Source organism: Hyphomicrobium sp. MC1 (assembly GCF_000253295.1).
Lineage (GTDB): Bacteria > Pseudomonadota > Alphaproteobacteria > Rhizobiales > Hyphomicrobiaceae > Hyphomicrobium_B.
On the sequence record NC_015717.1, the window covers coordinates 3,017,710 to 3,030,505 of the forward strand.

General features: G+C 58.0%; 9 protein-coding genes. 5 read left to right on the forward strand and 4 right to left on the reverse strand.

What is annotated here, in order from left to right; genetic code table 11:
- The first annotated feature begins 159 nt into the window (after positions 1–159).
- The 4 genes from HYPMC_RS14630 (at position 160) to HYPMC_RS14645 (ending at position 4,921) form a co-directional block, all read left to right on the forward strand.
- The gene (locus HYPMC_RS14630) at positions 160–651 is read left to right on the forward strand and encodes a hypothetical protein (protein ID WP_013948760.1); all 492 of its coding nucleotides are present in this window, start codon (positions 160–162) and stop codon (positions 649–651) included.
- 326 nt (positions 652–977) lie between these two features.
- On the forward strand, positions 978–2,273 hold the full coding sequence (locus HYPMC_RS14635; RefSeq protein ID WP_157135446.1) for an O-antigen ligase: 1,296 nt from the start codon (positions 978–980) through the stop codon (positions 2,271–2,273).
- Positions 2,274–2,345: 72 nt separating this feature from the next.
- Positions 2,346–3,998, forward strand: a complete 1,653-nt coding sequence (locus HYPMC_RS14640) for a bifunctional diguanylate cyclase/phosphodiesterase (protein ID WP_013948762.1) — start codon at positions 2,346–2,348, stop codon at positions 3,996–3,998.
- A 221-nt stretch (positions 3,999–4,219) separates the two neighbouring features.
- A complete protein-coding gene (locus HYPMC_RS14645; RefSeq protein WP_013948763.1) occupies positions 4,220–4,921 on the forward strand; it encodes a helix-turn-helix transcriptional regulator in 702 nt (233 codons plus the stop codon).
- A gap of 22 nt (positions 4,922–4,943) precedes the next feature.
- On the opposite strand, the gene HYPMC_RS14650 is transcribed toward HYPMC_RS14645, so the two are convergent.
- From HYPMC_RS14650 to HYPMC_RS14670, 4 genes are all read right to left on the reverse strand, one after another.
- Positions 4,944–5,618: a hypothetical protein gene (locus tag HYPMC_RS14650; RefSeq protein ID WP_013948764.1), complete on the reverse strand. Its 675-nt coding sequence runs from the start codon at positions 5,616–5,618 to the stop codon at positions 4,944–4,946.
- Between the two features lie 58 nt (positions 5,619–5,676).
- The gene (locus tag HYPMC_RS14655) at positions 5,677–6,177 is read right to left on the reverse strand and encodes an invasion associated locus B family protein (protein ID WP_013948765.1); all 501 of its coding nucleotides are present in this window, start codon (positions 6,175–6,177) and stop codon (positions 5,677–5,679) included.
- 98 nt (positions 6,178–6,275) lie between these two features.
- Positions 6,276–10,811 carry an autotransporter domain-containing protein gene (locus HYPMC_RS14660; RefSeq protein ID WP_157135447.1) on the reverse strand — a complete coding sequence of 1,512 codons (4,536 nt, stop codon included), beginning with the start codon at positions 10,809–10,811 and terminating at the stop codon, positions 6,276–6,278.
- Positions 10,812–11,876: 1,065 nt separating this feature from the next.
- A complete protein-coding gene (locus tag HYPMC_RS14670; protein ID WP_013948768.1) occupies positions 11,877–12,119 on the reverse strand; it encodes a hypothetical protein in 243 nt (80 codons plus the stop codon).
- A gap of 274 nt (positions 12,120–12,393) precedes the next feature.
- On the opposite strand from HYPMC_RS14670, the gene HYPMC_RS14675 reads away from it, so the two are divergent.
- Positions 12,394–12,768: a PilZ domain-containing protein gene (locus tag HYPMC_RS14675; protein ID WP_029671079.1), complete on the forward strand. Its 375-nt coding sequence runs from the start codon at positions 12,394–12,396 to the stop codon at positions 12,766–12,768.
- Positions 12,769–12,796 lie beyond the last annotated feature (28 nt).

A 12,796-nucleotide genomic window follows, 5' to 3' on the forward strand; every position in this document is an offset into this window, starting at 1 on the left:
ATCGATCCACGCTGTCAAGGCTTCACCCGACACGCTCGGCTCTGTGTGGCTCACAAACAACGATAAAATGGGGAGAACGAGAATTTTCTGCGGCTCCCGCTTCCGGATTTCTTGAGGATGAGATATGATCCAAATGGACTATTTAACGGGGAGCCTCAGATGGTGCGCACACTCCTGCCGCTTGTCGCCGCTTTGTCGTCCGCGACGTCGCTCCACGCCGCGCGCCTGACGGTGATGAAGGGTGACGCGCTCGTCAGCCATGGAGACGGATATGAAAGCGTGCGCGATGCAGCTGATCTTTTTCCCGGAGATACCGTCGTCACAAGGGCCGGTAGCTCAGCGAAAGTGACGTTCAAAAATGGTTGCACCATTCGTTTGGGAATCGGCATCGTATTTAGCGTTCCAGCAGAAGCGCCATGCGGCGATGCCAGCGCCGCTTCCACAGCGTCTCCAACTGCAAGTGGGGGCTTTTCTGAAACGTCGGCGTTGGCGACACAAGACTGGTCTGCCGTGACGCAGACGACAGTTGCGCCAGAGGCCTCGCAGTTCGACGCCCTGCCCTATCTTTTGGGAGCTACAGCGATCGGCGGAATCTCGGCCGCGGCATTCGCCCTTAGCGGCGGCGGAGGCAGCCCACCGGCAAGTCCCTGAGCGTACCAGACGTAGCAGTCGCAGAAAGTCCGCCGCAAACGATGCGAAACGCCAGCGACTCTCACGCGCCACAGGCTGGTTTCATTTTGATGTCTTCCCGGCCGAAATTGCGGCCCGCAAGCAGAACGACACCCATTCGATGCCGCGGCCAATTTCGGCTGCCGTCGCGAGCTATATTTTTCGATCACACGATTTATTGGCTGACGAGCGCGACCCTATGCGCTTCGTTGGTCCTCGGTGGCGCGACGCGAAGCGGCGCCCTGGGCGATGTCTTTCTGCAATTTCTGTGCGCTTTTGTCCTGATTGCAGCGCTCCGCGAGATCGTCTTGCGACAGGCCTTGGGACAGTTCAAATGGCCTCTGCTCTTCATTGCTGCGGCTGTGCTTATTCCGGTGCTCCAACTCGTCCCGATGCCTTTGGACTTGTGGAAGCATTTGCCCGGTCGCTCCGTCATTGCTGAAACATATATATTGATCGAGCGTGATCAACCACCTTCGCCGCTGACGCTTACGCCGACCGCAACGTGGCTCAGCGGGCTGTCGTTATTGCCTCCTATTGCGGTATTTCTCGGCGTTCTCACACTCAGCAACGTGGAGCGGCGATATCTCAGTCTTCTAGTCATCGCGATGGCCGTTGCCAGCGTTTTTCTTGGATTGCTGCAGCTTATCCAAGGCCCCCACAGCGCGCTACGATTCTATGACATCACGAACAGAACCGAAGCCGTCGGCTTTTTCGCCAATCGGAATCACCTCGCCGCTTTACTCTACGTTTCAGCGCTTTTAATCGGCGTGCATCTGCTCGAAACGCTTGCGGTCGCGAGAACGGTGCACAGCAAGCGGATTGATGCCAACTCTTTGGCGCTACTCATTGGGTGGCTTACAGCGCTCGTCATTGTGATGGCTGGCGCGATGATGGCGCGGTCTCGTGCCGGATTGCTTCTGATGTTTATCGCATTGCTGGGAAGCGTTAGCTTGGCAAGAGCCGATATGCGCCTGAAGATGCTCCGCCCAGGCATTACGAGCGCTGTAATTGGAACCGCGATCGCAATCCCGGCTTTCCTATCGCCGCTCGCACTCTATCGCATTCTCGAACGCTTCGGAGCGGACTCCGCAGACAACCTGCGCATTCCTTTTGCTCGCAATACGATCTCCGCTGCGATGGCCTATATGCCATGGGGATCCGGCCTTGGCTCATTCGTCCCGGTCTATCAGCTTTTCGAGCCTACTCCGGAAATGGGACTGACGTATGCGAACCATGCCCACAACGATCTGCTTGAGGTGTGGCTCGAGACGGGCGTCGTTGGTCTGATCCTGGTCGCGATCGTTTGTTCATGGCTGTTTCGTCGTTCCCTTGCTCTGTGGAACGATAAAGCCAAGAGCGGAATCGATCTGCCGCTTCGCCGCGCCGCAGCCATCGCGCTCGCGCTTTTGCTTGCGCATTCGCTCGTCGACTATCCGTTACGCACCACCGCCATAGCGACCGTTTCAGCGATGCTGGCGGCATTTTTGTTTTGGCCATTGCCAGACACGGGGTGGAAGCCGCGTTTCACCGCGGAAACCGTATCATCCCACAAAAGAGTTGCATGCCCCCCCCCGCGGATTAATGTCGAAATAACACTTTAGTGTTATTATTATCGAGAAATCCTTTCCGTCCAAGCCGAGCTCACGGATTTCCGTGCGCTCAGGAAAAATCCGATGCCGCTCAACTCTGCGCTCAAACAGATCTTGCTGCCGGCCATCTGCTCGCTGACGGTCGGAATAGCGGTTTTTCTTGCCGTCGCGAATTCAACTGCGGCCTTCTTCCTGTTGTTGCCTACATATGCCGTCCTGACCGCGGCCATCCTGCTGTCTGGCGGAATGGTTCTCCGCATTATCGTTGCTGCAATGGCCGCGCCGACTTTTCTTGCTATTGGCGTCGGCACAGGACAGCCGCTCGTCAGTGCGCTGGCATTTGCATTCACCTATTCGGTTGCGATCGCTGCTGCCTGTCTTCTGCTCCGTAGTCAAGAGCGGATGCCCGTCAACCTGTTGGCGACGATCGCCGACACTCGCAACGCCGGTGGCGCGGGGCCTTCATCGGTCTGCGGCCTTGTCGGCCGCAAGCAACTCATCGAACGGATCGACGCGGTCTCGCGCGAAGGCCATGGCGCAATTGCTTTACTCAGCGTCGACATCGATAATTTCAAGTTTGTCAACGCTACGCTCGGGCATGGGGCTGGCGATGAGGTCTTGGCGATCGTCCTGGACCGACTGCGCGGCTGCGTCCAACCCGGCGATATCGTTGCGCGACTCAGCGGAGACGAGTTTGCAATCATCTTGAGCGATGCACGATGGCGATACGCGGTTGGAGCTGCTGCGCAGTCTGTCTTGGAAGCCATCAATGCGCCGATCAAGCTCGGCCAGCAAGACCTTCGTATCGGCGCCAGCATCGGTGTCGCCTCATGGCAGGAAAACGTCGATATAGCAGATGAATTCTTGCGCCGCGCCGGCGTCGCGCTCAACGTGGCCAAAGCGGCGGGACGAGGATGCTTCAAGATATTTGAAGCGCAAATGGACGCTCCTCTCCGGCGGCAACAAGCGCTCGATCAGGATCTTCGCCAAGCCCTCGCCGAACAGGCGTTCGAGGTTCACTATCAGCCTGTCGTGCACCTTGCGACGAACGAGGTTGTTGCCTTCGAAGCGCTCGTTCGATGGCGGCACGCAACGCGAGGGCTCGTCTCTCCGGCTGAATTCATTCCGGTTGCGGAAGAATTGGGGCTTATCGCCGCCATCGGAGACGTCGTGCTTCGACAAGCTTGCCGCGATGCCGTCCGATGGCCGGATGATGTCAAGGTGTCGGTGAATTTCTCGCGCGCGCAATTCGAGCTTCCAAACGCCAAGAGCCAGCTCGAAGCGGCGCTGGCGGAAGCGGGTCTTCCAGCGTGCCGCCTCCAGCTCGAAATCACCGAGACGACCGTGATGGCCAACCCGGATCGCGCGCACGTTCTGCTCGATGAACTGCGCGCGCTCGGAATGGAAATTGCGATGGATGATTTCGGAACCGGCTATTCGTCTCTAGGCTGTTTGCGGAACTACCCCTTCGATCGCTTGAAAATCGACCGGGCCTTTATTCAAGACCTGACGACCAGCTTCGAAGCACGCGCCATTTTGACGATGATCGTCAAGCTTGCAAATACACTCGGGATGCATACCACCGCCGAGGGCGTCGAAACCGCCGAGCAGTTCGCAATCGTTAAAGAGGAAGGCTGCAGCGCGATGCAGGGCTTTTTCTTCAGCCATGCCGTACCGGCGCACGAGGTCCTGGCCTTCTTCCAGCAGCGAATCGCTGGAAGCGATTCCGCCGCCTGAACGGCCTAGTCCTGCAATCTTTGCGGATAGTCCAAAATATCTCACCATTACTGGTTGCGCATAATCATTAAAATTGGCCGTGCAAAGAGAATTGCCACCAATTTGCTTGGTTCGGTGGGTGGCCTGCAGCCGAAACGTCGGATATCTGACCTCGCGTCTGGCGCGCTGGAGACGAATCCTATGCGCTCCTCCCGGCCGGCTGCCTCACCTCAGGAAATGTTATGAAAGCTCCTGCTTTGCGCGAACCTCCCGTCCACGTCGTTCTCGTAGATAACCGCGGGATTATTCTGGATGTGAGCATCAAATCCGGGCGTTCGGATGGAAACAGCAAGGCGGCGCTGTCGCTCTATCCGCTTGGCGAATCCTATTTTGATCATTGCGACGACGCCGACCACGTTGCGGCCGTGCAGCAGCTTTTGAAGCGCAAGCGCAGTCTCATTTCGTTTGTGCTTCCCTCCCAGCCGCCGAAGCAGAAGCAGTGGTTCGTCGTCATCGGCGTGCCGGTCGGCGCGGATATCGGGAGCGGAGCCGTTCTGATGCACGTCGATATCGCGGATTGGATCCCCGAGACGAAGGATGGTACCGCCGCTCAGAAAGCGCCGAAGCCGCCGACGTCGCTTAATCCGGGCCTCATCCAGGATACGATTGCAAAAGCCCTCTTCCAGCAGTTCGGACCGGGGTTCGGTGAAGCACCTGCGCAGGCGCCGTTGCATCCGGACGTCGATACACTCAGCCCGCGACAGCGCGAAGTGCTGATGCTGCTGGGCGCTGGAAAGAGCAACGCGGAAATTGCCGAGGAGCTTGCGTGCTCATTGAATACGGTGAAGAGGCACGTAACAGCCGTATTGCAGAAGTTGCGGCTGCCCAACAGGACACGTGCGGCGATGATTGCACATCAATTGACCTCTGAAGGTAACGACTGACCACAAATTGCGTCCCACGACATTACGCGTCGATGCGAGTGCGCGCATTGACATCGCTGCGCGTGCTTCGTGGGCGCGACTTTCGTGTCGGCGAAAGCACCGCCTCGGTGACATCGGGATATTGCGGCTCTTCGATCAGGTGAACGATCGTCCGCGCAAATGCAGCGTCGTCGCATGGATATGCCGGCGGCGGCGACACCACGGACATCCGCACTTTCGGTATAGAGGTCTTGCCGTTCGCCGCGGCCTGAGCGCCGAGAAATGCCGTTGCAATCGGGATCGCTGCGGGACCATAGGCCGGCGCAATAAACAAGAAATGTAACGTCTCGCCAAGATGAGGAAGCGCAGCATCAAGGCAGTGCAGCAACCGGCGCGTTGCGATTTCGACGGTCCTCTCCGCCGGCAGGCGGCGCCCATTTATCGGCAGCGCTTCAAGCACGATGACGTCCGGCTGGCCAACTTGAGCGAACGCAATCTGGAAAAACGTATTAACGGATTCAGGCCGATCCAGATCTACCGGCTGGCAATATACATTCTCGCGGCCGTCGATCCGGGCATCGAGCGCTTGAAAATGCGCCGGCGTCGCGCCGAGAGCCAAGCGATATTCGTTCGCCTGCAAACCATCGGCAATCCGTCCCCCCGCAACCGTATGGGCGAACGGAATGACGACGACCTTGCCGTTCGATTTGGCGGACATGTCTGAGCTTTCCTGAACTGATCTCTGCGATCTACGAGTGCCTATGCTCATCGCCGCGTCACCGACTTTCCTTGACGTATTGCTCGTAAGCGGCTGGAAAACCGCGCACGGAAAAATTCAACGCCAGCGGTCGCTGTGAAACGCTTTGTGCGACAGCTGAAATCTTCGTCGCCTTGCGTATTTTCCCGAGCAACGGCTCGGTCAGATCGAACGGCGCGAAGCGTCCAATGCGATGGCACGCGCTATAGGGAACTTTAAAGCGGTCGCCGTTTTCGATGCCGACGATGACGCCGTCCGGCAGCGAGACACCAACCGGAACGCGGATCGATGCCTTGAGCTTTCCGGCCTGGTCACGACCGATGGTGAACACGCTCACGGTCTTGCCGAGCTTCTCGCTGGCAAGCGTCTGGGTCATCATGCAGGACTTATGTCCAGAGGCTGGCAGCGTGCATGTCACGACCCAATCGCCGATGACCTGCCGCGATGCCTCGGCCTGGGCGCGCCCGCTACCGAGTATCGACAAAGCGATTAAGGCCGTGAGCACCACAAATCTTGTCATTGCGAGAACTCCAATCCGACGCGGCGTTCGTTCGCCGCAACCCAATGCGGGTAGGAGCGCGAAGGGAGAATTCCGCGCTCCTGCCCGTTCCTTGCCGTTTACCAGTCAACTCTCACGCCAAGGGTTCCGCCATATCCGACGTAATCGTCTTTGCCGAACTGCACGCCGCCTTTCGCGAAAGCGCTGAGCCCGTCTCCGGCTAGGCTGAAGACATTCACGCCGCCAGAGACTTCACCAAGCGCACCGGTCAGATTGTCCGTCGTCTGCAGTTCATAGCCGCCGCTCGATACGCCGGCTTTGTTGTTGCCAAGGAACTCGTACAGCCCGCTGACGCCGATGAAGGGCTCATATCTCGCTCGCTCCCTGACGATGGTCGTTCCCAGGCGCACGCCGATGCGACCACGCAAGCTATCGCCGTCGCTGAAGTTGACGGTCGTGCCGTAGAGCGCCAGATCGTCGATGTCGGAGTTGACGTAAGAGAGCGTAGCGCCCGGCTCGATAAACGTCGTGCCGTACGCCATGCGGTAGCCGGTGTCGAGGACGCCACCGATGGACGTGACGTTGGCGTGATCCTTTTGCGAGAAGCTTCCCGAGTAGTCGACGTTGCCGATGTTCGCCAGAACCTGACCATCGAGGAACCAGCCGCCGCTGAGATACGTCAGATAGCCGCCGACTGCGCCGCCTTCGAATTTCGCGCCCGTTGGTGATGAGTCGAAATCGAGGTTTGAGCGGAGATATCCGCCCATGACGCCCGCCAACCAGATGCCTGCCCCATCGTCCATGCTACGAATGAGGTCGTAGCCCCCGATGACACCGCCGCCCTCCAACTGCGTGTCTACGGACGATTTTTGCGTCGTATTCAGCACCGTGAAGGAATGATCGCGCGAGCGCGACTCGGACGAACCGAGCACCTTGACCCAGGCGCCCGATGTCGGACGCTCACAACTGGCTTTAGGATCTTTCAGACTGCCGATTTCGCACGTGCCTTCCAATGCAGTGCGCAGGTCTGCCGTTCTGTCGAGCCAAGCGCCAGCTGTGCTATGCCAAATCGACTGAGCCGCCGATGTCAGACTTGGGAGCTCGAAGAAAGCATGGTTCGGCGCGCTCGCCAGCACCCACTCATCCGGTCCTTTGCGGTAGAGATCGTAGGTGAACATGCCGGTGTCGATCGGCCCGCTCGCAAGATAGAAGCTGTTCGGCGGCAACGAGCCCGTCGCAGTGACGACATTGATGCCCACCGGATTGAAGCTACCAAAACCGGCATTGACGTTGTTGACTTGAATTGCAGTCGCACCCGTCACGCTGCCATCGATCAGGAGTGCATCCGAACTCGATCCCGGAACTGTTCCGAGGAAGCTATCGACCTTCAGCAGGCTTCGGCCCAGCGTACCGTTGAACGTCAGCGAGCCGCCGCTCGTCGGGCTCAGTGTGAAGGTGTCGCCCGTGTGTCCGTCCTGAAGATCAATTGTGCCCGTGGCGCCCGGAGCACCGTTATCGAAGCGTTCGACACCTGCCAGCACCGTTGCGTTATTGAAACCGGGATTGACGGGGTCTGTGGTGAAGATCGTTCCCGTATTATTGAAGGCGTCGGCAAGACCATTGCCAAGATCGCTCGTTCCGGTGACGTGCCAGCTATTGTTGCTACTGTTATTGAACGTGTTCGGAGTGCTGGTATCTCCCGCGGCAGAAAGATCGACGCGGCCGAAAATGGTACCGGCGTTGTTGATCGCAATGGCGCCACCGCTGGCCTCGATTGCGAGAGCTTGTGGCGAACTGCCAAATCCTCGGATAACACCGCCTTCGTTGTTGTTGATCGTAGCGCCTGATGCCGTAGCGAGCGCTATGACAGGCGCAGACCAGCCAGAACCTCGAATAAGGCCCGACGAATTAATTTCCGCAGTATCCGCATCGAGCGCGATGGCGCTTGTGCGTCCCCGGATCGTACCGGCCCCATTGTTTATGGTAACGGCGCCGTCCGCCTCGATATCGACGCCAGCATCGCGGCGTCCGCGAATGCTGCCGTAGTCGTTCTCGACTGTGACGTTGCCATCGACGTCTTCGACCCTGATGCCGTCGTCCCCGCCGGAAACCGCACCGCCGAAACGATTGTCGATACGAACGTTGCCATTAACGTCGCTTAGCGAAATGCCATCGCCGCGCCGGCCGCTGATACTGCCGCCGAAATGGTTATCTATCTCGACATCATCGTCGACGTTCTCGACCTGAATACCATTGTCGCGCCCACGAATGGTGCCCCCAAAGGCATTTGCAATCTCGACATCGTCGTTGACATCGCGAACATCGACGCCATCGCCGCGGCGACCGGAAATCTCGCCACCGAAGCTATTGCTGATTTCGACGTCGTCATCGACGTCTCGGATGTGAACGCCGTCATCGCGGCCCTTGATCTCACCGCCCCAGTTATGAAGCGCGACGTCGCCGCGAACATCATGGACCCGGACGCCGGCGTCATTGCCCCGAATGGAACCGTAGACGTTCGCGACTTCGACATCACCTCTCACGTCGGAGATATCGACACCATTGTCGCGGCGGCCAGAAATCGACGCTGCGATATTTGTGACTGCCACGTTGTCGCGAACATCTTGAACTTCAACGCCGTTGTCGCCGCCTGAGATGTTGCCGCCAAATCCATTTGCAATTTCGACGTCATCGCGAACGTCTCGGACATCGACGCCGCTTCCGCGCTGGCCGGAGATCGTGCTTCCGAAGCTATTGGAGATCATCACATCGTCGCGAACCTCATCAACCTGGACGCCATTGTCGCGTCCAGAGATGCTGCTGGCGAACTTGTTGACGATTTCGACATCATCGTCCGCTTTGCTAACGTCGATGCCGTCGTCGTAACGGCCGGCAATCTGGCTTCCGAAGCTATTCTTTATCGATAGGTCGCCATCTTCATCTCGAATATGCACGCCATCGCGGCGGCCCGATATGCTGCTGATACTCCCATTGATTACGGCGATTTTTCCATCAATGTCGTCGGCTTGGATGCCGTCTCCGTTACGACCCGAAATCTTTCCGCCAGCGAGGTTTGCTATGCGCAGATCATCGCCAACATCGGCAATGTACATGCCGTCGTCGCCGCCATCGATCTCGCCAGCGACATTGGCGATTGCGACGTTGTCCCGGACGCGATCGACATTGATGCCGTCGCCGTTTCGGCCCGAAATTTTTCCACCGAAGGCATTCGATATCTCAACATTGTCTCGGACATGATCGATCTGTACGCCGTTGTCCCGCCCTGCAATCGACCCGCCGAAATTATTGGATACCGCAACATCGCCGCGAACGTCTCTGACATCGACGCCGTCATCGCGCCAACCTGCGATGCGGCCGCCAAAGCTGTTGTCAATAGCAACGTTGTCATCGACGTCTCTGATGTTCACGCCGTCGTCATGACCTGAGACACTGCCACCGAAGGAATTGTTTATTGCAACGTCGCTTCCGGCGTCGCGTATGCGAATGCCGTCATCGTCATGGCCGACGATTTTTCCTCCGAAGCGATTATCGATGGCAATGTCGCCGCCGACGTCCGCAATCGAAAGGCCGTTGGCGGATCCCTCCACCGTCGCGGCATTTCTGCGTGTGCCGAACCTGTTCTTGATAGTTACGTCGTCGATGACGTCGTTAACGTGAACACCATTGCCGTCCTGACCAACAATATGGCCGCGATCATTGTCGACATTTGCGGTATCGACGTCATGAATGTCGAGACCGTCAGTCGCGCCGACGATGGAATGGCGGCTCCTGTTGGCGACGTTGGCCGTACTTGCATCAGCGATTTCAACGCCGGCTGATGAATTACCTTTGACGTCACCATCATTCGTGATGCTGACATCACCGTCGGCGATCACGCGAATGCCCTGGCTCGCGCCGATGATGTCGCCGCGCCGACCGTTGTTAATGGTTACATCACCGGCGCCAAACGCGATGATGCCCTGACCGCCGGAAATGCCGGCATTTCCGGTGCCTTTGATCGTTCCGTAGTTGTTAATGGTCACGCCATCTGCTGCGATCCGCTCACCGGAGCCGTTGGCATTGCCGATGTTGATGCCCTCGCCTCCTGAATCTGGATGCGCGCTGCCACCTTCTAGAACGCCGTAGTTGGTCAGCAACAGGCTTTGGGCGCCGGTGACGATGACGGCATCATCGCCTGTGCCGCCGCCGAGGTGCCCCGTCCGGCCGATCGTCGCGTTGAAAATGACGCTGCTCGATCCTTCCAAGCGGAGCGCATCGCCATCGGTGGCGTTCGACGTGATCGTGCCATCGATATCGAGCGTATATGTCCGGCTGGGCCCTCCACTATAGCTTGCGACGACCATGCCGTTGCGACTGGTGCCGGGGCCTGCAGCGACCGATATGGTCGAACCGGTCGTCATCGAAATGGTGCCGCCAAAATCTCCAGCGTTGATCTTGATGCCTGCAAAGCCATTGCTTTGCTCAATGTGCGCAGGCGTATCTGTTGGCGTCGTCGTTCCGATATCGACGGTGAAATTGCCGGTTGGCGAGAACGCACTCGGGTTGGTCACGGAACCGGTGCAGGTCAGGCTATTGGCGGTTGCGTTGCAACTGCCCGCAGGGTCTGCCAGGACGCTCCCGCTGCCGATAATCATGCCGAGCGCCAACACTGAAACAAAACTTGGCGGTGGCGCAAATGAGGGGCCGTGGATGTTTCGCCGATGCGACCATGCACGACGACCAATATTTTTAGTCCCGCCGTTGCGGAAGAGGTGGAGGGTAGGAGCGCGTTTGCTGCCCATGCGAAGTTTCCCCAGTGTTTTTACGCAGCACACGCAACTCCGCGTTCGGAAAAGCTGGCGCTTTTTCCGTTGAAGGTGGTCAGAGCGGTGAGATCGTCACCGCGAATCGCGAGTTGTAGTTATTTGGTACTACATGAGTAGTACCATTAAAAGCGATCCTTCGCACCAAGATCCGGTCGCGCACAGCATCTCGGTCGGCGGGGTGGCTTATTGGCAGCCGCTGTGGCGCAATTTCATCATGAGAGCATAGCGACCAGGGAGAGGCCGCGCGACGGCGGCAGCGCTACCGCGACAGTCGCAGAACAGTCACCGGAGGCGGTCTTCTGGGGCACTTTAAATACGAAGCGATAGACGCGACGGAACGGGCGCGTCAAACACCGAGTGCGCGAATAGAAAGCTGCCGAACGGCGTCAGCGACATCGCTTTCCAAAGTCGAATCCGGACCAGAGACGTGACTGTCGATGCCATCGCTCCGCCATTGATTGCGCGCAAGCGCGGCAGACATTGATGCCAACATCAATTCAAGTTCGGAACGAAAAGCTTCGACATCCGACTTTTCCGGCGCGTCGCTTGTTACCGACTGGCTGGACCGCACCCCAAGTTTTGGCGGCCGGCGTGGCATGTGCCGCTGTGCGACATATGCTATTTCTCGCTGTGGAATGGAAGTTTTATCCACTTTTCCGAAAATTCTCAGCAGCAGGATGGACCTGTTCTCACGGTCATGCGTTTTCAAGCCGCCATGCCGCGGAAACGCGATCTTCGTGTGCAACCGACGCATGCGCGATAAAAGATTCATCATGAGTGGATTAGCTGTCGATGTCTGGGCAGATCTTCAGCGGTCCTGCAGCGCGTCGCACACGCGTGCCGATCCCATACATTGGCGGAATGAAACGCGACACCTAGGCTCTCTGCGCCCGACTACATCTGCCGTAGTGGCTGATGAAAATCGAAACGCGCCAAATCCTCTGAGCTTTGCCGATAGTCGCGCTCTTCGGCGGCCTTCATCGTGTGACGGCTGACGATCTGAGACAATTCCTGAACGGTCCGCTTTCGCGCCGCTCCGGTCACGGCAAGGACAGTCAAGATTTCCTGGATCAACTGCTCTTCAAGTGCTGCATCCTGCCGGTAGGCTTCCAGAACAGCTTCGAGCTCGGGCCGCATCGCATCCTCCTAGAATCAGATATGACTAGCTCTAGTTAACTAGTCCTATATGTAAAATGCAACGATCCATCCGTCGAGGCCCAAGAGACGGAAATCGGATGCCAGGCGAATTCAAGATGTCCGGGAAGTTTTCTCGATCCACTGAGGATCCGAACAATTTGATTATAGTACTTATTGATCAAAAATGCCCGAGTTAGGCGCGCGGATACCCTTTTGTGCGCTCAATGTTTCCGCAGCGCTTCTCTCACGTAAAAGCGAGACATTCGGAGGCGAGATGGCAGCAACTATTTTATCGAGAAATTATTTGCGACGACGCGACGAGCGGCGGCGGGTCATGCTGCCCGCAATCGTCGAATGCCGTGGCGCGATCCAAAAGGTCAGAGTTATCGATTTTTCCGCCTCCGGTGTTCGCCTGGACGGCATCAAGGGACTTGCGACCGGCGACCCGGTGCATATTTCACTGACGCCCGAGTTGATCATAGAAGGGCAAATTGCCTGGTCCGTCTGGCACAAGGCGGGAGTGAAGCTTTTGGAGCCTTTGACGGACGATCACCCTGCTTACATCTTTCTGCTTGAGCAGGCGCGCGCCATCGAACGCACCAGGACGCTGGCTCTCGTATCTCTCGCCAAGGACCGCGCCAGAAGTTGAGCCGGGACGCGCGCCGCTCGTGGGGCAT

Excerpts from the sequence above, each read along its gene's own strand:
- HYPMC_RS14630 (WP_013948760.1), top strand. The coding sequence starts at position 160 with ATGGTGCGCACACTCCTGCCGCTTGTCGCCGCTTTGTCGTCCGCGACG.
- HYPMC_RS14640 (WP_013948762.1), top strand. The coding sequence starts at position 2,346 with ATGCCGCTCAACTCTGCGCTCAAACAGATCTTGCTGCCGGCCATCTGC.
- HYPMC_RS14645 (WP_013948763.1), top strand. The coding sequence starts at position 4,220 with ATGAAAGCTCCTGCTTTGCGCGAACCTCCCGTCCACGTCGTTCTCGTA.
- HYPMC_RS14650 (WP_013948764.1), bottom strand. The coding sequence starts at position 5,618 with ATGTCCGCCAAATCGAACGGCAAGGTCGTCGTCATTCCGTTCGCCCAT.
- HYPMC_RS14655 (WP_013948765.1), bottom strand. The coding sequence starts at position 6,177 with ATGACAAGATTTGTGGTGCTCACGGCCTTAATCGCTTTGTCGATACTC.
- HYPMC_RS14660 (WP_157135447.1), bottom strand. The coding sequence starts at position 10,811 with ATGATTATCGGCAGCGGGAGCGTCCTGGCAGACCCTGCGGGCAGTTGC.
- HYPMC_RS14670 (WP_013948768.1), bottom strand. The coding sequence starts at position 12,119 with ATGCGGCCCGAGCTCGAAGCTGTTCTGGAAGCCTACCGGCAGGATGCA.
- HYPMC_RS14675 (WP_029671079.1), top strand. The coding sequence starts at position 12,394 with ATGGCAGCAACTATTTTATCGAGAAATTATTTGCGACGACGCGACGAG.